The organism is Flavobacterium arsenatis, assembly GCF_031456785.1.
Taxonomy (GTDB): Bacteria; Bacteroidota; Bacteroidia; order Flavobacteriales; family Flavobacteriaceae; genus Flavobacterium; species Flavobacterium arsenatis.
This window is the reverse complement of record NZ_JAVDVI010000023.1, coordinates 26,002-47,145: the sequence shown is the minus strand read 5'-3', so window position 1 is coordinate 47,145 and position 21,144 is coordinate 26,002. Positions and strand designations below refer to the sequence as shown.

Genomic DNA, 21,144 nt, shown 5'->3' with positions numbered 1-21,144 from the left:
AATTTAGTTTAAATATTTAATTGTCAGAGATTTAAATATACTAAATTTTACCTTTTTGTACAATATTTTTAGCCTAAATTATTAATCGAGTTCAGTATAAATTAATATAGAAAGGCGAAGTTAAAAGATTTTCACCGAAATTCTGTAAAACAAAAAAGACGACCATTGCTGATCAGGATTTTGCTCCCCTCCTGACTGATTCTCGAACCTCAATTGTTTGATATTTTGCATATTATCCAAAAAAAAACCTTCTTTGACATCAGAACCGAGCAAAGTTTTGATATTTTAAATTCGAATTTTCGAATTGTAAGCTTTTCGCAAGCTAGGTTGCTTATATCTCACTATCATTACATTAATTGAAAAAGAGAACTTTAAAAAAATAATAAAATCCAACCGAAATGTTATTGTTGATTTACTTGAAAACTTAGGAGAAGATTTTCCGATTGCTAAAAAAGACTTGCTTCGCTTTTTACAAATAACCAAATCTCAATATTCATTTTGGCTGAAAAACACATCGAACAAAACTAAAATGTAAACCCAGCTCAATTCAACCAAAAACTCTATCAACTTCCCTCCAAATTTCCCCAACTCTCTTACAAACAATGTCATTAAGTTAAGCTCAATCTTGTCCTCCCGACGAAGGAGGGAACTCACAAGTAGCTCTATAAAGTGAATTTGACAATGCGATTCTTCCTTCGTCGGAAGGACAAAACAGACGGTTTATTTCCTTAACTTAATGACATTGCTCTTACGAATCGTAAACGAAACCTTGCGAATTGTAAATGGTTATGATTTTTGAAGAAAGAAGAATTTATATTTGAAACAAAATGACACAGGAAATTTGGAAAAAAACAGAAAAAGGCTGAAATGATTATAGAAATATATAGTTGACCGATTTTTTTAACCTTGAAAGGGTAACAATATCATCCCTACGGGATTTTTTCCCCTGAAACATTCTATTTCTATAATCATTTTACCTCTTCGAGGTTCATTATAATTTTAAAAAACCAGCAACTTTCCAACGAATCGTAAATGAACCCTTGCGAATTGTAAATGGTTTCATTTTCAATAAAGAAGATTTATATATTTGAGGGGTATAATAAAACTTTCGCCTATCTACCTAAATATGGGTATATATAGGAAAGTTTGTTTCGCATATAAACAAGTTGTGTGCAACCTTACGACACACAGCAAAAAACAACCATTTAGAACAATATGAGTTTAGACAAATTAGCATTGACACTTGAAAATTTTAGGGAAGCAACATTGACCTGCGAAAGATATGTTTATGGAAAAATAGAAAGGCGGACAAACCCAATTTCGTTGACAGAAATTCCAGAAATTAAATTATCGCCTGAATTAGATTTTCTTTATAGCAACTACGACTTCGATTTGACGGTTGGAAATAACATTGCTCTTACAAGGTTTGACCAACTTGTAAAAAGACAACACGGATTTTCAACATTTTCAACTGACGGAGGGAATACCCAAATCCCAGACCCAAAATGGACAAGTGGTTGGGCAGTTATTGCAGATATAAATGATGACCCAATTGTTGCAAATACAAATATTTCGGGGACACCGATTTTAGCCGCTATCGAAGCTGTTGACTATCTTGAGATTGCACCTTCGTTGTCCATATTTTTTCAAATTCTGACGGAACTTCTAAAATCATCACAACTTCACAGAGAAAACGAACCTGACGATGAAGAAGAACTTATTACTTACAATGAAAATGTAGTTCAACCATACTTTTTAAAACAAGTAAGTGCCATTTTAAATGAAGAACAATTGGAAAATATAGAAACCTTTTTATTCTCTTAATGCAAAATGACCAACAAAGGCTATATACAACATCCGTTTGGCAATATGGCGGCTGAAGTACAAAATTCAACAGCAGTTTTTCAATTGAACTTTAGTAATAATATCAGCTTTTGTACTTCCCTGCCTGCCGGCAGGCAGGGATTTCCCGCACGAAAATTATACATAAAAAATAATTGCTAAAATGTATGTTTTGTCAGGCGAAGCTGAAGTGCAAAACTCAACAATAAACAATAATAAAACATGGAACAACAACCTTACACCCCACCTCAAGCTGGTCAAGAATTAAATAAGCACCAACAATCAAAGCCAAATCGCAAAAGAAAAATTATTATTTGGATAATTATTGGCATTTCTGTATTGATTGGAGCATCGACCTTTGCTTTTTTCTATGGCATAAATAAAGCTCGACAATCCTATTATTTTGGTCCGGACCAAGAAGGCTACCCTGTTGACAGCGTGTATGTTGACGGCTGGGCAAGCCCCGAAGATTATGCTAACTGGAAAAATGCTACATTCACCATTCCAGAGTATAACGATATACCAATAGCTTTTAAAAGAGGAATCGTGAAAATTTTCCTAAACAACGGCTACTTGGGTAATGATAGTGATAATTCCGATATTTATTTTTTTACCAAAATTAAAGACCGTGCTCATAAAGTAATTGCCTATGGCGACTTTACTGGACAAGGCGAACGTGAAATGGTCTTTTTACTAGAAAATTCAGATTTTCAAAGTAGTGCGATTTTTATTATATCTCAAAATGGAAACCTCCTCTATTGGAAAAAAAATTCTTATGAATTGCCAACTATCAAAAGCTTTAAAAAAGGAACTCCAATCTATATGGATGAAATGAAATTGATCCCTGCACCAAATGACGGAATAATCAAGCAGACTAAAAACTCCAAATATGTGCTCATTTACAACCATAAAACCAAAACTTTTGATGATTACTATCAATTCACCAAATATGAGATTGAAAATATGGAAACGATAACAGAAGATCACGAATATGAAGAGATGGAAGAACCTTCTGACACAATTACTAAATAAGCTTTTTAATTAAAAGTTGCTGTATAAATCAATTATCGACGAGTGTACTTGATCCAAAAAAAACATTAAGTGTTTGATAATCAATTTTTTTTAGGAATATCCAAACCATAAAACAACCTGACCAACCGTTACAAAATAATGACCAAAAAAAGAACTGACATAAGGCAATACTTCGACGAAACTGCAAAAATTGTGAGAAAAGATGAATTTGATTTGTCTGAATCTGGTTTGTATTATTTTGAAACACAACAATATAAACAAACAGACATAAACAGGAATTGGACTGTAACGAAAATCCAAATCGGACATATTGAAAAAGACGGACACTTTTTTGAATACCTGACCGACTATGAATACAATTGCTCACTATGGATTTATAAAGATAAAAAAGACTATTTATTACTTCCAGAATTTCAAGGAGGACAATCTGTATTTGATGTTGAAGAGAAAAAACTGTATAGCTTCTATTCAGAAGATGACCCATTTATCTGGGCAAATATTTTTGTTTCACCCGACAATACTAAACTTGCAGTGACGGGCTGTTATTGGGCTTGTCCGTTTGAAATTGTGGTTTATGATTGCTCAAACTTGACAGAATTGCCCTATGCTTGCATTTATCGACAACTATTAGATACTAATTTTGAAATAAAAGAGTGGGAAGACAATCGAACAATAGTAATGACAAACAACAAAAAAGAAGAACAACGTCTAAAAATATAGCGATAGACAAACGAACTATAATCCCTAAAAATAGCGACAAAATTTGTAAAATCATATCATCCCTACGGGATTTTTTTTCCCTGAAACATTCTATTTCTATAATCATTTTACCTCTTCGAGGTTCATTATAATTTCAAAAAATCTATACTTTCCCAACGAATCGTAAACGAAACCTTGCGAATTGTAAATGGTTGAGTATTTAGACTATGAATGTTTTTATATTTGATGGTTATCATAAAGATATCGCCAATTAACGAGTGGTATGGTTATCTGATCAAGCTTCTGGCAAAAAATTGAAAGTGAATTTATAAATGAGAAACAATCCTTTTATTACAGTTATTTTTTTAATTTGTATTGAAATAGCATCGTATATCTACATCGATTATACTGATTTAATTGTACCATCGTCTAAATATGCGGGTTTAATCATGCCTTTTTTTGTCTTTTCAATTCCGGTTATTTCGATTTTTATTTCGATTTCTATAAAAGACATGGCACATAAAAAAGCATTTCAATATTTTTCAATATTTCTTTTGGTTTCCTCGGTTATCCTATTTATTGCCTTGACTTATTTAACAGCTTTGGCAAAAGCCTACCAACATTGAAATGTATATGAAGGCAACTAAATTATATTATATCAACATTTTTCTTGCGGTTATTTTAGGATTATTAATTATCCTTAATCTTGCGGTAAGATTAAAAAACAAAGAACACCAAAAGATTTACTGGGATGCAGAAATTAGGAGTTCTACAGGAAATTCTATATCAGGAACTTCAAACCTAATCAAAATTATAGATGTTGGTTTATATAATAATTTCAGTCAATTCGCAAAAGGTATTGATGTAGAATCAAATTGGATAACTAGTGCTGAAAATGCAAATTCTGTTGAATTTAAAACTTGGTACAAAGAACTTTTGCCCGACTCTCTTTCATTAAATTATTTTTCAATCGATGAACGTAAATTCTATTTGCTTAAAACCAGTTTGCCGTATGAAAAGATAAAAAATTACAGCAAAAAGAGTAATAAAACCCCATTATTAATTCTAGAAATACAGCCAAAAGGTAAAACGGTTTTGAAGATAGAGGAAAACAAAAAATCTAAAATCATAGAAACCTATACTGCCAACGAAATTGCAGGAAATTTGGATATGTTGGTTTATATGGAATCTTTGAATGGAAAAAATAATGAATTTGAAGGTATTGAAAATATTAATGATTTCTCCGAATTACTACAAAATCAGTATAAATGGTTGTTAAAAGTAGAAATGGACGATGATTGTGTTTTGAAAGACGTTTCAGGAATATTTTATTCGCAAGAAAGCATAGAAATGTTAGAAAACAATAACATTACCCCATGCAATAGCACGCCCAGACTACTTTATATAAAATGGGGAAACCAGCAAGAATACGGAATTCAATACTACTTTAATGCCAATGAAATTTTAAATGCGTTTAGAGTTTTGAATAAAATGAATTCATCAGAACCAATAATTATGACTTTCAAATTATATAAAGAACATTATCCTCAATGCGAGGTCTCAAAAATAGGCAAAACCATCAGATTGAATAATTTGTATCCAGAAAAACCAATAGAATATAAATAACCAAAAAGCACAATCGCACAATACGAACTGTTTAATTCCCTCAACTTTCTTGCGAATCGTAAACGAAACCTTGCGAATTGTAAATGGTTGTGATTTTTGAAGAAGAAGAATTTATATTTGAATAATGAAAGGAAATACAACAAGAGATACGAGATGTTGCTAATAACTTTTTAGAATATCATCAAAATAAATAATTGGTAAACTTACCTATATAAGAATTATTGAATGAAAAAGTTAATATTAATTACCCTTGGCTTACTGACACTTTGGTTTTTGTTCATCTGGATCAGATACGATTTTTTTTATTCTAATCTTACACAAGACGAGATTGATAAGGTATTTACTTATGAGAAAATGAAAACACCAGAATTTGATTCCATCAATTTACGGGGTTACAGCATAAAGTATCTAACCAATAAGAAAAACAGAGATACAGAATACGACCAAAATAATAAGCGGAAACCATATTTGGTTTTACTGCACAGTAGCGGAAAAAATGCTACCTATTTTTTAGATTATTTTAGAAACAAAGAAATTCAGGACAAGTTTCACATCATTGCGATTGACCGATTGGGTTTTGGTAAAACTACTTTTAATAAACCCGAAGACAGAGATTATATTTTCGAACAGGAAAAAGAAGAATTTGGTAATATGGCTGATTATGTTTCTGGGTCTATGGTGCATCATATATTAGAAAACGAAGGACATCATTTGGAAGAGGTTCGCATTGTATCAGAAGGTAATTCTGGTATTATTGGTTTAGAAGCATACAGATTTGAATATTTAAGCTTTTCAAAAGTTTTTCTGTTCAACTCAAGTTTACAAAAACGTTTCTTAATCAGCAAAATTTTCAGTAAAATGATTACGTCTAATTTGGTTTCGCCTTTATTTCCAAGAGCTTTTGTCAGTAAACACCAAGACCTTTTATTGTTGGATAAATCCAAAGAAACAGGATTTGATTGGTTAATAAATTTTGGGAAAGATGTAGAAAATGACGAAAACAAAGATCGAGGTTATATGTATCATTCAAAGGGAAAAATGTTTAAATCTATATTTTTTATTGGTATAAACAGTAATGGAGAAAAAAGGGTTAAATCGATTTCAGGCGATTCAAATTTCATCTTTGAAAGCAAGGGATTCAATATTTATAAAAATCCTGATAAAACATTAAAATCAATTATTGATGCAGATGCCTATACCTTGGATTTCAATAGGATATATAATCAACAATCAAGCGATTTTACCAATTGAATAAAACAAGCACCACTGTCAACAAGAGTTTTGCGATATGCTAAACCAACAGTCGTCCAATATTGAACTGACACAAAAAAATGGAAATAATACTAATACTACTTTTACTGATAATTCTTGTTTCAGTTTTTACATTGTACAAAATAATTCTTTGGATAAGCAAAAAGAAAACACGAGTTAATTGGACTTTATCTTTATTAGGAATATTGATTTTAGCTAAAATTATCAACTTCATATTCTTTACCAAAATGGAACTGATACAATCAAAAGCCTACAAAAATATGTACCTGATAAAAAATCCAATAAATAACAGGGACAGCATTCATTCGTTTATCAAACAAATTTGTTTGGAAAGAATGAACAAAGAGTTTATTGGCAATGAAGAAAAATATAAATATCATAGTAAGGACGGTTCAAATGTATGGGTCGGTTATCACTACTTTAATTTTTACAACTATACCGATAATTTTTTGGGTAGTAACACAGCTCACTTTATAGAGAATAAGGAGGATGATGGTGGGCCTACAAGTATGTATTTTTTATCTACTATTGAAGATGAAAAAATAGCAACGTTTAGTATTGAATTTTGCGAAAATGACACCGTAAACTATTATGCCAAAATAATCTATCATAGAGGATATGAAATAGATACGATTTTCAGTAAATGCACAGAACAACCAAAGAAAATAATTCCTATAAATGAACCTTTTATCCATTCGACAGAAGGAATTGGAACTGATTATTATCCTATAGAAAAAAAGCAAAAAAACAAATGAAAATATTTATTCCACTCTTTTTATTAAGCATTTTTATCTTACAATCTTGCGGAAATGAAACAAAGGATAAAGCCACAGAAACACCAAAACGTACAACGAAAATCGCTGAAAAAGAGAATATAGAAGAAGATAATTATACAGAAATGAATGATGAACCCGATGAAGATGATTTTGTATATCCCGAAACAGGTAACAAAGCCTCTGACTTTATGCCCAAAATGGCAATATATGATTATGAAATACAATACGAAACTATGGGAGATTTGAACAATGACGGATTAAAAGATATAGTCATTGTATTGAGAAACAAAGAAATCAAAACAGCACGAAGACCGATACTGATTTTATTGCAAAACAAAGATAAATCGTATCGTTTAGACAAAGTTTCAAACCTTGCAATGCCAATTGAGTACAATGAATATGATTTTAAGTTATTCGATACCGAAGAAATAAGCATTGAAAAAGGAGACTTAAACATAAAACTATATGGTAAAGATAATTATTTCGGAACTTTCAAATATTTTGAAAATGATTTGTTACTTACTTCTATTGAAGCTTTTTACAGAGGTGCTGGTTCTCAACAAGGCATCAAATACGACTTCTTAAAAGGAGAACAGACAACAACTGAAATTGACTTAATATCTGATGTTGAAAACCCAAAAGTTACAGAAAGTGAAAGTAGTATTGATAAAGAGAAACATCATTTTGAAAACATATCAATTATTGATTTTTTTAATAATAACGAATAAAAAAGCACAGCCAAAGAAAATTATTCCAAAAAATGAACCCGATATACATCCCACAGAACCATCAGGAGTAGGAAAAACACCTGTAAGAGAATAAAAAATTATGAAAAAATTAATCACACTACTTTTAGCGACTGCCTTTCTTTTTCAATCTTGTGAAAACAAAAGAGAAAAGACAAAAGAGAAATCCTTTCTAAAAGAAGACAACATTTCCATAAAGACAAATGAAGAAAAAACTGATTTGCCTGAAGAAGATGGGAAATATAGCATTATAGTTGAGCAAATCGACTCTTTACAATATTATCTACAAAAGGAAAAAGACGATAATCAAAATATTGAAATCAAAAAAATTACCGACTTTAAAGTTGCACGAAAACTACTTGTTGGAATTGTTGAATTTGACGAAAAAGATATTGATTATCCAATGGTCAAAAAAATTAATTTTATAAATAATCGTAAACCCACACATAAATCATATTTTGAATTAGACGACTGTTCTTTTAAAGCATATTTCCCTAACGAAAACATTTTACTTTGCGAAGGCGGACACACCACAGACGTGAGTTTCAATTTAATAAATGGACAAGAAACAGAATTGACAGGAAATCCAGATTATATAAAAACCTCACCTAATAAACTTTTTCGTATAAATGGTCATTACGATGGGCAAGAATGCTCCTCCTATTTTATTCAGAAAAAAACAAAGAACGAATTTGAAAAAATTATTCAATTAGATACAGAATTTGAAAAACAAACTAAAAAATGGCTTTGTATTATGGGAGATAATTTTTGGAAAGACGACACTACATTCTATTTGACATTAGTAACAAGTTATGGAAAAGATAGAAAGAATTTAGGTTTTTTTAAAATAGAATTATTTAAAAAGTAAAATAAAAAGGCTAATAATTTATTGCGAATCGTAAACGAAACCCTGCGAATTGTAAATGGTTTACCATTGAAATATAAAACCGCCTTAATTTTATAACGATAACAAACGACAGTAAATAATTAAAAACGGCACAGTTGCGTCAATTTGAAAGTTAGCAACAATACCTAAAAAAAGTAGAACCATTGAAAATTAAAAGACTTTATATATCAATTTCTGTATTAGTTGTATTTTTTGCATCTGTTGTATTCTTAATGGGATATAAAATTCCAGAATTCCCTAAACATAGAGATTGGATTTATATACCCGAAAATAAAGACTCAATTTTTGAAATAGAAAAAACAAATATAAAAACAGATTTTACGCTGAATTTAATAAATGAAAAAGGATATATTTTGTTATTAAAAGATAATGATTATATTTTAGCTACTGTAATTACCGAAAGAGGAAAAGTTGTAAAAAAATTTCCTAAAACAAAAGATTTTTATATTGATTCTCTTAATCAGAGGTTTATATTTTCTAGAGAAATTTATAAAAGTGATACTCTCTTTAAAAAGCAATTAATTAGTTATTCTTTTTCTGATTACCAGCAACAGAATTTGGAGCTCAAAGACTATATAATTGAAGAAACTCAAGCAGAATTTTTGAGAAGAAAAAATCTTATTAAAAATGACACTATTTATTATGAAAGAAGTCAGGAGTTTGATGATGAATATCGTAAAGATAAATTAAAAGAAGTCAATTTCTATAAAACTCTCTTTCCTGTAACCAAAATTTCAATTGCATATGATGCATTTGATACAGAGTTTTACACAAATAAAAATGGAGAATTATATACTGTAGAAAATACAAAAATTAAAACTGATAATATTCACAAAGTTTGGAATAGTCTTTATCCTCTTTTCCCAAATTATAACAAAAAGTTAAGTATAGAAACTATAAAGAGAGAAATAAATACTTATACTGTCGTAGATAAACCAACCATAGAAAGTAATTTTATTGCATCGGGATATTTATGGATTGAAATAAGACAACACGAAACAGAATATTATAGTATACGTTTTGGAACTAAATTTTTTAATTTTAGGTATAAAAACAAAACAATTGCATTTCCAAATCAATTAAATATACCAAAAAATGAAAATGATACACTTGCTTGTATGATTGATTATATGTTATATAGAATTTATCCAAAATCAAATAAAAAATAAAAACGGCACAGTTGCGTCAATCTGAAAGTTGGCGGTCAGGCTAAAACGACACCGCATAGAAAGAAAAATATCCAAAAAAATGAAAATTAAAATGACAAACTTAATTACGATACGAGAATACGATACGAAAGACAAAAATGAAGTCATCAACTTGATAAGGTTGAATACACCTGGATATTTTGCTGTTGACGAAGAAGAGGATTTAAACAAATATTTGGAAACAGAAAGGGAACTTTATTATGTTTTACTTTATGACCAAAAACTTGTAGGATGTGGTGGAATTAACTTTGCAGACAACAATACGACAGGAAAAATAAGTTGGGACATACTTCACCCTGATTATCAAGGAAAATCTTTGGGTACAAAATTATTGAAGTACCGAATAGACAAACTAAATTCTATTGACGGAGTACAAAAAATTACTGTAAGGACTTCACAAGTCGCATACAAATTCTATGAGAAACAAGGTTTTGAGCTATTTGAAATCAAAAAAGACTATTGGGCAGAAGGATTTGATATGTACAATATGGAATATAAACAAAAATGAAACCTATGACGGCAAAAGAAGCCCGAACCGCTAACAAGGGTTTTGCGTCAGGCGGGCTGAAGTGCAAAATTCAACGGCAGTTTTTCAATTAAACTTTAGTAATAATATCAACTTTTGTGCTTCGATTTGACTCCGTCGAACTAGCGTTTCCCGCCCGAACGCAAAGCCCCAAAACGTTGGTGGCAATTTTGCAGAACCGACCGAAACCAAAAATGAATACAGACAAAAAGCCACAATAATACAAGACATTATGAACGAAAAGCCTTTAGAATATAAAGAATTTATAGACAGACTTTGCAAAACTGGAGATATTGAGGAATACTCAAAATCAGATTTGGAAGATTATAAATCGACCATTGAGGTTTGTAAAAGTGAAGACAATGATGAATTAGCTAATCTCTACAAAATTCTTGGTCCATTATTTAACAAATTAACGAAAGAGCAAAAACAAGCTTTCGGGAAGTGGAATGAATATCTTGTGAGATATGGAATAGCAAATTGTCTTCAACAATTAGAATTTAATAAAGAAATACATTTAGCAATTGATGAAAAACTTCCAAAGTTTGATTATGCAAAAGATTTTTGGTGCAGATGTAAAACTGACGGTTCACCTTATGGAATTTGGAAATAATTGAATTATCGAACCAAAAAATATAGAAAGAAAAAACAAACACAAAATATCTAAGCTTTCTCTTTGCCCAACGAGCAAGAAATGAAAGCAGTGTTGACCTTTTGGGTAGCCCCTAGGCCAATGTCATTAAGTTAAGGAAATAAACCGTCTGTTTTGTCCTTCCGACGAAGGAGGAATCGCATTGTCAAATTCACTTTATAGAGCTACTTGTGAGTTCCCTCCTTCGTCGGGAGGACAAGATTGAGCTTAACTTAATGACATTGAGCTAGGCAGAAAGGTTTGTGGATTTTGCTTGGTTTTTTATGCTGTTTTCCTTCAATATGACATATAATTTCTCCCAAATTCCAACGAATCGTAAATGAACCCTTGCGAATTGTAAATGAACCCTTGCGAATTGTAAATGGTTTACCATTGAAATACAAAAACGCCTTAATTTTAAAACGATAAACAAACGACAGTAAATAATAAAAACGGCACAGTTGCGTCAATCTGAGAGTTGGCGGTAATTTTGCAGAACCGACAAAATCGACAGAAATTTTTAAAAATATGAAGACACTTGATGAATTAATAAACTTGGACGAACCAGGTTGGGAATTAGTTTCCGAATGGCTAAATGAAGCTACAAACGAATTTGAGATTTTACCAAAAGATAAAAAAAGAGCAGAAAAAGAACTTGTAAATGCTCAAGTGACAACACGTTCGCCAATGGGTGCAGTAATATACGAAACTGGCGGAATATTAATAGACAAAGGTTGGCTCAGAATTTTAGGCTCAGGAAGCGAAAAACTTGACAGAGGTTTGACTGAATGGAATAAAGGAAAAACTTTTGAAAACTATGGAGATCAACCTACACATTTTTTAATTGCTGACGATATCATTGGTGGTTATTTTGCTATAAACGCTGGCGGAATTGGAAGCGAAATAGGAAAAGTTTATTATTTACCACAAGACACTCTTGAATGGGAATGTTTAGACACAAATTATTCCGAATTTCTTTATTGGGCTTTGACTGGCGACATAAATAAATTTTACGAAATTTTCAGATGGGAAAACTGGCAAAATGAAATAGCCAAAGCAAACGGAAATCAAGTATTTTCATTTGTCCCATTTTTGTGGACTAAACAAGGGAAAGACATTGAAAAAACAGACAGAAGATTAGTCCCAATTGAAGAAAACTATAATTTGACACTTGATTTTCAAAAACAATTTAGTAAGAAATAAAAAAACTACCGCCAACAAGGTTTTTACATCAGACAGGCTGAGTGCAAAATTTAGTTTTTTTTCTCCTATTTCCCCAATCCTGTCCCTACGAATCGTAAACCAAACCTTGCGAATTGTAAATGGTTTACCATTGAAATATAAAAACGCCTTAATTTTAAACAATAAACAAACGACAGTAAATAATAAAAACGGCACAAGTTGCGTCAATCTGAGAGTTGGCGGTAATTTTATGATGACTACAAAAGATAAACTCCGACAGTTAGTTTCTGACTTTCGACAATGGTTGGCAGACAATTATACATCGGATGAAATTGAAGAACTAAGAACTGACGATGCAGGATACCCAAAATGGGAAGAAATCACAACGTACTTCTCTGAATTAATTGACAAAAAGTTACTTAGAAACTTAGATAAAGAAGACCAAATTAATCTACTTTATCTTATAGGACGAAATTGGGACATTGGAAATATGATTGCGTGGTTAAGCAAAGGGACAAAGTTGTCAAACTGCGGTGAATTGGAAAAAAAAGACTTTTTGAGTTTAGCAAAAACACTTACAGAACTTGAACAACCAGAGTTTAATGATGCTAAATCACAAATAGCTTCATCTTTCCAAAAGTTTGACAAATTAACGACAGAGATAGAAGAAATACTTTTAAAGCTTTACAATGATAAAGATGAATATACCAAACGACTATCTTTAATTTCACTTGGAAAATTAGGATTTTATGACATTAAACAATTAATTAAACAATCTTGGGAGACAATTGAAGATGAACACCATAAAATAGGTTGTTTGTTTGTCATAGCTGAATACATAAAAGACGATAAACTGATGAAACATTATTTACAACTTGCGGACAAACAAGAAGGGGAATATCTTAAATCGTATGTTTACGAACTTATAAGAAAATAAAAACCACCGCCAACAAGGTTTTTACATCAGACAGGCTGAGTGCAAAATTCAACAGCAGTTTTTCAATTAAACATTAGTAATAATATCAGTCCCGATAAATCGAGATGCTTCGATTTGACTCCGTCGAACTAGCGTTTCCCGCCCGAAAGCAAAGCCCCAAAACGTTGGTGGCAATTTCGCAGAACCGAGACGAATTCAAACAAAAGAAGTTGATAGAAATTTGAGAATTTTTTTGGAAATTTACCAATTTTTGGTAACTTTGAGAAAAGTATTAAAAAATGAAAAATACATCAATATCACTCGGAAACTATTTTGACCAATTTGTAAGCAGTCAAATATCAGTTGGACGATACAAAAATGCTAGTGAAGTTATCCGTGCAGGACTCCGACTTTTAGAAGACGAGGAAAGTAAAGCTATTGCTTTGAAAAGTGCTATTCAAAAAGGAATTGACAGTGGAATTGCTCACGATTTTGACCCTGAAAAACACCTTCAAGAATTAAAAGCAAGAAGAAATAATGGCTAAATACAAACTTACAAATGAAGCCGTTGAAGATTTGACAAATATTTGGGATTATACTTTTGACAATTGGTCAGAAAAGCAAGCGAACACATATTACGAAATGCTACTTGAAAACTGCCAATTTATTGCCAACGATCCAAAAATCGGAAAACCCTATGAAGAAATAAAAGAAAATCTTTTTGGATTAAAGGCTAATCGACATATAATTTTTTATAGAATATCAGAGGGCAAACCTATAGAAATAACAAGGATTTTACACGAACGAATGGACTTGAAAAACAGATTGAGCGAATAAAATAACTGCCACCAACACGGGTTTATCTCATCATTTCTATTATTTTAATGGTTTGGCTCCGCCGAACCACTTCGTTAGGTTTCGATGATTGCTTCGCAGTTTGCATCAGGCGGGCTGAAGTGCAAAATTCAGGTCTTTTTCCCCTATTTTTTCTCAACTTTCCTACGAATCGTAAACGAAAACTTGCGAATTGTAAATGGTTTTGTGTTTCGGTAAGGGAGATTTTATATTCGGTAAAAAAACAGAAAAGCCTGAAATGATTATAGCAAGCGATAATAATTTCATCCCTACGGGATTTTTTCCCCTGAAACAACATTCTACGTTCTATAATCATTTTACCCCTATGGGGTTCTATTATTCCCTTAACTTTCTTGCGAATCGTAAATGAAACCTTGCGAATTGTAAATGGTTATGTGTTTCAACAAAGAAGATTTTTACATTTGAACAATGAGAAAACTTTTGCCTATCTACCTAAAATATGGGTGTATATGCGAAAGTTTGTATCGCATATAAACGAGTTGTGCGTCAGCAAAAAAACAATACTGATTAATTTTCTAAATGTTTACAAGTTTAAATACACTTCAAAAGATAATTTTAATACTATTTAGTTTCTGTATTGTTCTAAATATTTATTATGAATGGGATACTAAAGATGAGCAAGTAATTCTTAATCCTAACCCTTGGGAAAGTTTCCCTAAAGAAGAAAATTATCAATGGAAAGAAGCTGGATTGTTCGAATTAAGAGCATATCAAACTAAGGTAATACCATTTCATAAGAATAATTTTTGGGGACTAACCTATGATATATCTTGTGAAATCAGGTACAAACAAGAAAATCATATTGAAATAAAAGATAGCATTCACACATTCTATACAAATCAAACACTTTCAGAAGCACAATCCATACAAAACGCAAAACACATTACATCGGATAATGACAGTTTGATTTTTTCGGAATATACTTTTGGTGAAAATATTTCTTTTTATTTACTCAAGAAAAATAAAGGTTATTATCGTTCTAATTCGGGCTTAAACATCCAATTTCACTCCTCGTACTTCACACCCAAATACATTAAATTAAATTTGGATAGTAATAATGCAATCTTGGTAAAAACTAATCCATTATTGGTTTTTAATAGCAATATTCTTTCCACAAGCTTATTTGCGTTAGGGACTGTAATTCTTTTAGTATTAGCGGTTTATGGAGGGTATGAATCGTTTGTATTTTTGATTGTTCTTTTGTTCTATTTTGCATTTAGTGACTATTATATTTGGTTTTACTTTGTATTTCTTTTTTGTTTAAGTATCTTTTTTAAGATTAAAATGAGAGCAATAACTGTGAACTGGTTAGCTTTGCCTTTTGTATATTGGAGAACCTTGCCTTTTGTATTTATAGGTTTAGTACTCTTCATCCATAAATGGGAAAAGACGTTTAGTTGGGGTGGATTATTATTTGAATCGCTACTTGCTCTTTTTTATATGTTTATAACTTGGCTTATCTTTTACGTGAGTTCGACAAGCATCTACACTCTTTATATTTATATTTTCTTTAAAGAAAAGGATGTTGAACAGCTAAAATATATAGATTTTACTTCCAATATGGACCCAGGGAATAGTGGCAGAAGAATTCCTTATTATGCAGGAACAATTAAACTTAAAGATAAGGTTATTCCGAATGTTATGATGAATTTCTCAGATTATTTCAAAGCAAAAAAGAATAAAGAAATTAAAATCTCAAAATATAAAACAGATAATAAAGGCAATTATATATTTTATTAACAATGTCGAACGCACAACACTAGCTATACATAATGAGGGTTATAGTGCTAAATTGAAAGTAAATGAATATTAATAAACATAGGACTAGACTGAAAGTGCAGTGCTTTTTAATCCCGCACTACGCAAAGCCCAAAACCGTTGGTGGCAATTTTGCAGAACCGACCGAAACCAAAAATGAATACAGACAAAAAGCCACAATAATACAAGACATTATGAATGAAAAGCCTTTAGAATATAAAGAATTTATAGACCGACTTTGCAAAACTGGAGATATTGAGGAATACTCAAAATCAGATTTGGAAGATTATAAATCGACCATTGAGGTTTGTAAAAGTGAAGACAATGATGAATTAGCTAATCTCTACAAAATTCTTGGTCCATTATTTAACAAATTAACGAAAGAGCAAAAACAAGCTTTCGGAAAGTGGAATGAATATCTTGTGAGATATGGAATAGCAAATTGTCTTCAACAATTAGAATTTAATAAAGAAATACATTTAGCAATTGATGAAAAACTTCCAAAGTTTGATTATGCAAAAGATTTTTGGGACAGATGTAAAACTGACGGTTCACCTTATGGAATTTGGAAATAATTGAATTATCGAACCAAAAAATATAGAAAGAAAAAACAAACACAAAATATCTAAGCTTTCTCTTTGCCCAACGAGCAAGAAATGAAAGCAGTGTTGACCTTTTGGGTAGCCCCTTAGGCCAATGTCATTAAGTTAAGGAAATAAACCATCTGTTTTGTCCTTCCGACGAAGGAGGAATCGCATTGTCAAATTCACTTTATAGAGCTACTTGTGAGTTCCCTCCTTCGTCGGGAGGACAAGATTGAGCTTAACTTAATGACATTGAGCTCTAGGCAGAAAGGTTTGTGGATTTTGCTTTGTCTTTTATGCTGTTTTCCTTCAATATGACATATAATTTCTCCCAAATTCCAACGAATCGTAAATGAACACTTGCGAATTGTAAATGGTTTCTATTCTTACTATGTGTTTTCAATACTTTTGGCTAAACAATTTTAACAAATAAAAACCAATTGTATGATGACACATTTTTTAAGTAAAACAGTAAAATTTCGCTTTCTTATTTTAAGTCTTTTGTTCATAGTGAGTTCTTGTGAACAAGCAGACGAAAATTATTCAACCACCGAAGGTACTGTTGTTGAACTAAAAGACAACGGAAGAATTGGAAAAGGAATGCGTAGCTACATGGTAATTAGCTATACAGATTCAAAAGGAGTTGCTCAAACTGGCGAGTTAAATTATGACCCTCTAACTAAATACCCAGAAGTAAATGATAAAATTTCGTTTAAATACAACACAAATTCGCCCAATCAATTAATGGAAGAAGATAGTTTATATAATACACTAACAAAACCAGACATTTTTATTTGGATTATCATACTTCTTTTCGGAATATATTGGGTGTATAAAAATGTGTTACGAAACAAAGCGTAGCTATTTCAAATTATGAATAAATTAAAACTTAATTCTTTTAAAATCAATCAAATAACCTTTTAAAAACAAAAAAAAATGACAACAAAAACTCTATTAACAGCAATTATCTTCATCAGTTCGTTCAACATTGTATCTGCAAAGGCAAAAATTCCGGTTTGTTTTCCTTGTGAAACAATAAACACCGTTCAAGAATTGCCTACAGGTTCTGAAATTGATGAATTAGCAGGACAACACGTGAATATTGCTTACTTAAACAACGAATATGGCATACTTTGGATGTCTTTTTGGAATACCAATGGACGATATGTATTGAGCAACGCCTCAAACACTACCTATTTTGAAATTGATGACCAAGCTTCACAAATTCTAAAAGACAAACATAATTTTGATATAGAAACTGCCGAAAACCCTTTGTCTTTTTTTAAAAAAATTGGCGGAAAACTAATCTTATTTATCGTCATCGCTTTGTTGATTTGGGGAAATTTACCATCTAAAAACAAAGACGTAAAACCAACAAATATTTAATTATTAATCATTGTTGTCCGATAAAAAACATAAACCAATTGATGAACTCAATATTTATAAAACAGAATAACAGGTCGCTCCTCTGGAGCTTTGTATTTTGGGGCATCATTATTTCTACTAACAGTAAATCCCGATAGGATTAAATACAGCTCCGTTAGGAGCGACCTGTTAATAGTAGCATTTTTTTTAGAATTAAAGCTCCGTTAGGAGCGACCTGTTAAATTCTATTTTATTTTTTATCGGACAAAGATGATTATTAATTACAATGAGCTTTACAAATTAAATTTCCTAATCTAAAAATGTCTTAACAAGTTATGGGATTTTTTTCAAAATTATTAAACACATTTAAAAGCATAAGACTCAACGAAAAAAACGCAGTAAATGGTCAACTGTTAGATCATTTATTGGTTGGCTCAATGTATGCCGAACAACAATCGGCTTACTTAAATTCTTATGAAACCGGGTTGAACACGTCCATCATTAAAGAATTAGTAGAATCTTATTGGGATATTTATAGCAAAGAAGATGCGTTGCTCATTCTTCAAGATTTGCACGATAGAAATCAGGATAATTATTTAGACATTGTTTACAAAGCATTTGAAGATAAAGAAAATTATGTGCAAATTTTAAAGTCCGATTTGCCAAACGAGAAAGAAGTTTTTGAATATTATTTGAATTTATACAGAAAATTAAACAACATTGTGCCAGAATTGATTGAGCATAAAGTCATTACAAATTTCTCGGAAATAAAAAAAACAAAAGACAGCGGTTGGAACTACGGAAGAGCCACATTTTTAGCACGATGCTGTTTTGAATTGGGTTATCTTACTGAAAATGAACTGAAAGATTATTTAGAAAAAACCTACAAAGCATTAAAAATCAATTGTTCTACCTGGAAAGAATATACAACAAGTTACATTTTTGGAAGAGCCATTTGGGGTGGTCCAAATAATAGCGGAATGATTCAAATAGCAGACGATTTGCTTAACCATCCAAAAAGTCCGCTAAACCGTAAAAATTATTTATAACAACCTAAAAACAAAAACATTATGATAGTATCTAACATTATTTTTTATTTAATTTTAGCAGGAATTACTGTTCTAATTTTCGGAATATTTCTATTTATAGAACACAAATACAACAAAGAAGATTTCAAACAAAAAGCCATCTTTGCTATCGTTCCGTTGTGCATTATTATCTATATGTTTTGCCCAAAAATTTATTTGGTGCAAGATTGCAAAACAAGCAAAGAAGAAGTGATGCTATTTCCTACGCAAGGCTTTACTTACGGCAAAGGCAAATGCTATGTTATCAATCAATCAAGCGAAAATCTTGGTGTGGTAACGTATGTTTATGGCAGTCCGTCTCAAGAAAAAATTGACGAATATGTGATTAACACAGAAATCCTCCCAAAATCGACAGTAATGATACCAAAAGGTCAAATCTCGTATTTGCTTGAACCAGCACCAAGTTCTGTTAGCACAAAATCTGATTACGAATTTCATCACAGATTATTCTGCAAATCGCAAGAAGCTGAAAATGAAACAAATGAATCAGAAGAAGACGGAGCTTATAGTAACGAATAATACCCACAAAATATGTTTTCAAGATACAAATCCGTAAACAACGGCACCGCTTTTGAGTTCTATCCTTTAAGAGGATATGTGCTTTTTCTTATTATTTTAACCTTCGTTTTATTTGCGGTTACAATTCCAATTCTAACCATTGGTTCCGATAATTTTGAGTTTGTTGAAATGCTGAAAATGATAGGTATAGGAACTCTAATAATAGCATTGTTTTGCTTTCCGTTTTTTTTAATTCTGTATAAATATTGTGTTCATTTTGACTGGAACGAACGAAAAATATACCGAAAGTTGTTGTTTTTTAAGAAGTTAAAAATGAATGCCGATGATATTATTATTGATAGAACATATTTCAAACTGATAGACAAAACCAACAAATATTCCAACGAGCTCAGTTTAATCGTAGGCGGTCTTGCTTCCGGACAAGCAAAATCAAACGAACAAGCTATGGAGCTAATCAACCTCATCAGTACCAAATGGCTCGACAACAGAGTAAAACCTATAGAAACTGAAAAACAAATTAATTTAACCAATTTAGTTTTCTTTAAAAACATTGGAAACCAACAATTTGAGTTGACAGAAACCAACAAATACAACCAACTTCTTTTTGCAGGATTTAGCCTTGCGTTTTTGTATCAGGTTTATAATGTAGTGGTTAATCAGCCCAATTCGGTAGGATTTATCAATTTTATTTTCGTCATTCCAGCATTCTTTTTTTTAATATTAATTTCTATTAGAAGAATATTTGACATTAAAAACAAGCAAGCCTTGACCAATTTTTTGTGGATTATTCCTTATGAAAAAATGAATTTGGATGCCTTTGACAATTTTTCGCTTACCAAGCATCACACCAATGGACTTTATACCGGAACGTCATTAGAAATGCTGTTTTTTAAAAACAACAATTCGGGCAAGCATAGAAATTTCACCATTCTATCTGCAAGAAAAAACACCAAAAATTTTGATGGTATTATGGATGAAATTCGGTTTTTATTATCAAAAGCAGTTTAAATTTGAGTTCAAAAATCGTTTTCAATTAAAAACCATTCCTTAAAAAACAACCATTAAGCAACCAAAATGTTAATCAACAATAAACCAACCAATATTTCACTCGATCACTGCAAATTATTTGCAGACGGCATCAACTATATCAATACTTCTCAATGGATATTGGCATACACCGCTTTTGCCCATTTATATCAAAACACTAAAAATAAACCTGTTGCGTTGATATACAATATGGCACTTTGCCACTATTATGCAAAAGAATATTCAAAAGCTATTGCGGTATTGAGCGAGGCATCAACACAAATGGCTGTTCCTTCCATCACACTTTATACTGAAAACCAATTGCCGAGCGAATTATTGATATACGAATATGAAAACAACCATTATAAACGTGCCATAAGTGAAACGGCAATTACCTTAAACACCAACATTATAAAACTACGAATACGAAGACTTTTAGTTGATGTGCATCTGGAACTTAAAAATTGGCAAGAAGTGCTTCGACTTTCGACCTTGCCAGAAATGAACAAATGTAAAAACATCCAAGAAGCATTGGAAATTGTCAAATCTAAAACAACTATATAGC

General features: G+C 31.3%; 24 protein-coding genes. All 24 read left to right on the top strand.

Annotated features, from left to right (window positions below; translation table 11 throughout):
- The first annotated feature begins 1,215 nt into the window (after nt 1-1,215).
- Complete coding sequence (locus J2X31_RS17620) at nt 1,216-1,824, top strand: hypothetical protein (RefSeq protein WP_310028788.1); 609 nt, start codon at nt 1,216-1,218, stop codon at nt 1,822-1,824.
- Between the two features lie 240 nt (nt 1,825-2,064).
- Nucleotides 2,065-2,874: a hypothetical protein gene (locus J2X31_RS17615; protein WP_310028787.1), complete on the top strand. Its 810-nt coding sequence runs from the start codon at nt 2,065-2,067 to the stop codon at nt 2,872-2,874.
- Between the two features lie 138 nt (nt 2,875-3,012).
- Nucleotides 3,013-3,594, top strand: a complete 582-nt coding sequence (locus J2X31_RS17610; RefSeq protein ID WP_310028786.1) for a hypothetical protein — start codon at nt 3,013-3,015, stop codon at nt 3,592-3,594.
- 311 nt (nt 3,595-3,905) lie between these two features.
- The gene (locus J2X31_RS17605) at nt 3,906-4,199 is read left to right on the top strand and encodes a hypothetical protein (RefSeq protein ID WP_310028783.1); all 294 of its coding nucleotides are present in this window, start codon (nt 3,906-3,908) and stop codon (nt 4,197-4,199) included.
- Between the two features lie 7 nt (nt 4,200-4,206).
- Complete coding sequence (locus J2X31_RS17600; protein WP_310028781.1) at nt 4,207-5,199, top strand: hypothetical protein; 993 nt, start codon at nt 4,207-4,209, stop codon at nt 5,197-5,199.
- Between the two features lie 225 nt (nt 5,200-5,424).
- Nucleotides 5,425-6,450, top strand: a complete 1,026-nt coding sequence (locus tag J2X31_RS17595; protein ID WP_310028778.1) for an alpha/beta fold hydrolase — start codon at nt 5,425-5,427, stop codon at nt 6,448-6,450.
- Nucleotides 6,451-6,530: 80 nt separating this feature from the next.
- Nucleotides 6,531-7,226 (top strand): hypothetical protein, encoded by a 696-nt coding sequence (locus J2X31_RS17590; RefSeq protein WP_310028775.1) that lies wholly within the window; start codon nt 6,531-6,533, stop codon nt 7,224-7,226.
- Nucleotides 7,223-7,975 carry a hypothetical protein gene (locus tag J2X31_RS17585; protein ID WP_310028774.1) on the top strand — a complete coding sequence of 251 codons (753 nt, stop codon included), beginning with the start codon at nt 7,223-7,225 and terminating at the stop codon, nt 7,973-7,975. Before J2X31_RS17590 ends, J2X31_RS17585 begins: the two co-directional genes overlap by 4 nt.
- 100 nt (nt 7,976-8,075) lie before the next feature.
- Entirely contained in the window at nt 8,076-8,861 is a 786-nt protein-coding gene (locus J2X31_RS17580) for a hypothetical protein (protein WP_310028772.1), read from the top strand.
- A 182-nt stretch (nt 8,862-9,043) separates the two neighbouring features.
- Entirely contained in the window at nt 9,044-10,069 is a 1,026-nt protein-coding gene (locus J2X31_RS17575) for a hypothetical protein (protein ID WP_310028769.1), read from the top strand.
- Between the two features lie 91 nt (nt 10,070-10,160).
- The gene (locus tag J2X31_RS17570) at nt 10,161-10,616 is read left to right on the top strand and encodes a GNAT family N-acetyltransferase (protein ID WP_310028767.1); all 456 of its coding nucleotides are present in this window, start codon (nt 10,161-10,163) and stop codon (nt 10,614-10,616) included.
- 250 nt (nt 10,617-10,866) lie between these two features.
- Nucleotides 10,867-11,247, top strand: coding sequence for a hypothetical protein (locus J2X31_RS17565; protein ID WP_310028765.1), 381 nt, complete (start codon nt 10,867-10,869; stop codon nt 11,245-11,247).
- A gap of 546 nt (nt 11,248-11,793) precedes the next feature.
- Nucleotides 11,794-12,468, top strand: coding sequence for a DUF2625 domain-containing protein (locus J2X31_RS17560; RefSeq protein ID WP_310028762.1), 675 nt, complete (start codon nt 11,794-11,796; stop codon nt 12,466-12,468).
- Complete coding sequence (locus J2X31_RS17555; RefSeq protein WP_310028759.1) at nt 12,437-13,384, top strand: hypothetical protein; 948 nt, start codon at nt 12,437-12,439, stop codon at nt 13,382-13,384. The genes J2X31_RS17560 and J2X31_RS17555 overlap by 32 nt, the downstream gene beginning before the upstream one ends.
- 278 nt (nt 13,385-13,662) lie before the next feature.
- Entirely contained in the window at nt 13,663-13,908 is a 246-nt protein-coding gene (locus J2X31_RS17550) for a type II toxin-antitoxin system ParD family antitoxin (protein ID WP_310028757.1), read from the top strand.
- The gene (locus tag J2X31_RS17545) at nt 13,901-14,200 is read left to right on the top strand and encodes a type II toxin-antitoxin system RelE/ParE family toxin (RefSeq protein ID WP_310028756.1); all 300 of its coding nucleotides are present in this window, start codon (nt 13,901-13,903) and stop codon (nt 14,198-14,200) included. Before J2X31_RS17550 ends, J2X31_RS17545 begins: the two co-directional genes overlap by 8 nt.
- A gap of 558 nt (nt 14,201-14,758) precedes the next feature.
- The gene (locus J2X31_RS17540) at nt 14,759-15,979 is read left to right on the top strand and encodes a hypothetical protein (protein ID WP_310028754.1); all 1,221 of its coding nucleotides are present in this window, start codon (nt 14,759-14,761) and stop codon (nt 15,977-15,979) included.
- Nucleotides 15,980-16,041: 62 nt separating this feature from the next.
- A complete protein-coding gene (locus J2X31_RS17535; protein WP_310028751.1) occupies nt 16,042-16,572 on the top strand; it encodes a hypothetical protein in 531 nt (176 codons plus the stop codon).
- A gap of 453 nt (nt 16,573-17,025) precedes the next feature.
- A complete protein-coding gene (locus J2X31_RS17530; RefSeq protein ID WP_310028748.1) occupies nt 17,026-17,442 on the top strand; it encodes a hypothetical protein in 417 nt (138 codons plus the stop codon).
- A 75-nt stretch (nt 17,443-17,517) separates the two neighbouring features.
- Entirely contained in the window at nt 17,518-17,967 is a 450-nt protein-coding gene (locus tag J2X31_RS17525; RefSeq protein ID WP_310028745.1) for a hypothetical protein, read from the top strand.
- A gap of 314 nt (nt 17,968-18,281) precedes the next feature.
- Nucleotides 18,282-18,995 carry a DUF1266 domain-containing protein gene (locus tag J2X31_RS17520; RefSeq protein ID WP_310028743.1) on the top strand — a complete coding sequence of 238 codons (714 nt, stop codon included), beginning with the start codon at nt 18,282-18,284 and terminating at the stop codon, nt 18,993-18,995.
- Between the two features lie 21 nt (nt 18,996-19,016).
- The gene (locus J2X31_RS17515; protein ID WP_310028740.1) at nt 19,017-19,553 is read left to right on the top strand and encodes a hypothetical protein; all 537 of its coding nucleotides are present in this window, start codon (nt 19,017-19,019) and stop codon (nt 19,551-19,553) included.
- A 12-nt stretch (nt 19,554-19,565) separates the two neighbouring features.
- Nucleotides 19,566-20,561 (top strand): hypothetical protein, encoded by a 996-nt coding sequence (locus J2X31_RS17510; protein WP_310028737.1) that lies wholly within the window; start codon nt 19,566-19,568, stop codon nt 20,559-20,561.
- Between the two features lie 66 nt (nt 20,562-20,627).
- The gene (locus tag J2X31_RS17505; protein ID WP_310028735.1) at nt 20,628-21,143 is read left to right on the top strand and encodes a tetratricopeptide repeat protein; all 516 of its coding nucleotides are present in this window, start codon (nt 20,628-20,630) and stop codon (nt 21,141-21,143) included.
- The last annotated feature ends 1 nt before the right edge of the window (nt 21,144 follow it).

What these genes read in the sequence shown, in the direction of transcription:
- J2X31_RS17620 (WP_310028788.1), top strand. Translation starts at nt 1,216, where the DNA reads ATGAGTTTAGACAAATTAGCATTGACACTTGAAAATTTTAGGGAAGCA.
- J2X31_RS17615 (WP_310028787.1), top strand. Translation starts at nt 2,065, where the DNA reads ATGGAACAACAACCTTACACCCCACCTCAAGCTGGTCAAGAATTAAAT.
- J2X31_RS17610 (WP_310028786.1), top strand. Translation starts at nt 3,013, where the DNA reads ATGACCAAAAAAAGAACTGACATAAGGCAATACTTCGACGAAACTGCA.
- J2X31_RS17605 (WP_310028783.1), top strand. Translation starts at nt 3,906, where the DNA reads ATGAGAAACAATCCTTTTATTACAGTTATTTTTTTAATTTGTATTGAA.
- J2X31_RS17600 (WP_310028781.1), top strand. Translation starts at nt 4,207, where the DNA reads ATGAAGGCAACTAAATTATATTATATCAACATTTTTCTTGCGGTTATT.
- J2X31_RS17595 (WP_310028778.1), top strand. Translation starts at nt 5,425, where the DNA reads ATGAAAAAGTTAATATTAATTACCCTTGGCTTACTGACACTTTGGTTT.
- J2X31_RS17590 (WP_310028775.1), top strand. Translation starts at nt 6,531, where the DNA reads ATGGAAATAATACTAATACTACTTTTACTGATAATTCTTGTTTCAGTT.
- J2X31_RS17585 (WP_310028774.1), top strand. Translation starts at nt 7,223, where the DNA reads ATGAAAATATTTATTCCACTCTTTTTATTAAGCATTTTTATCTTACAA.
- J2X31_RS17580 (WP_310028772.1), top strand. Translation starts at nt 8,076, where the DNA reads ATGAAAAAATTAATCACACTACTTTTAGCGACTGCCTTTCTTTTTCAA.
- J2X31_RS17570 (WP_310028767.1), top strand. Translation starts at nt 10,161, where the DNA reads ATGACAAACTTAATTACGATACGAGAATACGATACGAAAGACAAAAAT.
- J2X31_RS17565 (WP_310028765.1), top strand. Translation starts at nt 10,867, where the DNA reads ATGAACGAAAAGCCTTTAGAATATAAAGAATTTATAGACAGACTTTGC.
- J2X31_RS17560 (WP_310028762.1), top strand. Translation starts at nt 11,794, where the DNA reads ATGAAGACACTTGATGAATTAATAAACTTGGACGAACCAGGTTGGGAA.
- J2X31_RS17550 (WP_310028757.1), top strand. Translation starts at nt 13,663, where the DNA reads ATGAAAAATACATCAATATCACTCGGAAACTATTTTGACCAATTTGTA.
- J2X31_RS17545 (WP_310028756.1), top strand. Translation starts at nt 13,901, where the DNA reads ATGGCTAAATACAAACTTACAAATGAAGCCGTTGAAGATTTGACAAAT.
- J2X31_RS17540 (WP_310028754.1), top strand. Translation starts at nt 14,759, where the DNA reads ATGTTTACAAGTTTAAATACACTTCAAAAGATAATTTTAATACTATTT.
- J2X31_RS17535 (WP_310028751.1), top strand. Translation starts at nt 16,042, where the DNA reads ATGAATATTAATAAACATAGGACTAGACTGAAAGTGCAGTGCTTTTTA.
- J2X31_RS17530 (WP_310028748.1), top strand. Translation starts at nt 17,026, where the DNA reads ATGATGACACATTTTTTAAGTAAAACAGTAAAATTTCGCTTTCTTATT.
- J2X31_RS17525 (WP_310028745.1), top strand. Translation starts at nt 17,518, where the DNA reads ATGACAACAAAAACTCTATTAACAGCAATTATCTTCATCAGTTCGTTC.
- J2X31_RS17520 (WP_310028743.1), top strand. Translation starts at nt 18,282, where the DNA reads ATGGGATTTTTTTCAAAATTATTAAACACATTTAAAAGCATAAGACTC.
- J2X31_RS17515 (WP_310028740.1), top strand. Translation starts at nt 19,017, where the DNA reads ATGATAGTATCTAACATTATTTTTTATTTAATTTTAGCAGGAATTACT.
- J2X31_RS17510 (WP_310028737.1), top strand. Translation starts at nt 19,566, where the DNA reads ATGTTTTCAAGATACAAATCCGTAAACAACGGCACCGCTTTTGAGTTC.
- J2X31_RS17505 (WP_310028735.1), top strand. Translation starts at nt 20,628, where the DNA reads ATGTTAATCAACAATAAACCAACCAATATTTCACTCGATCACTGCAAA.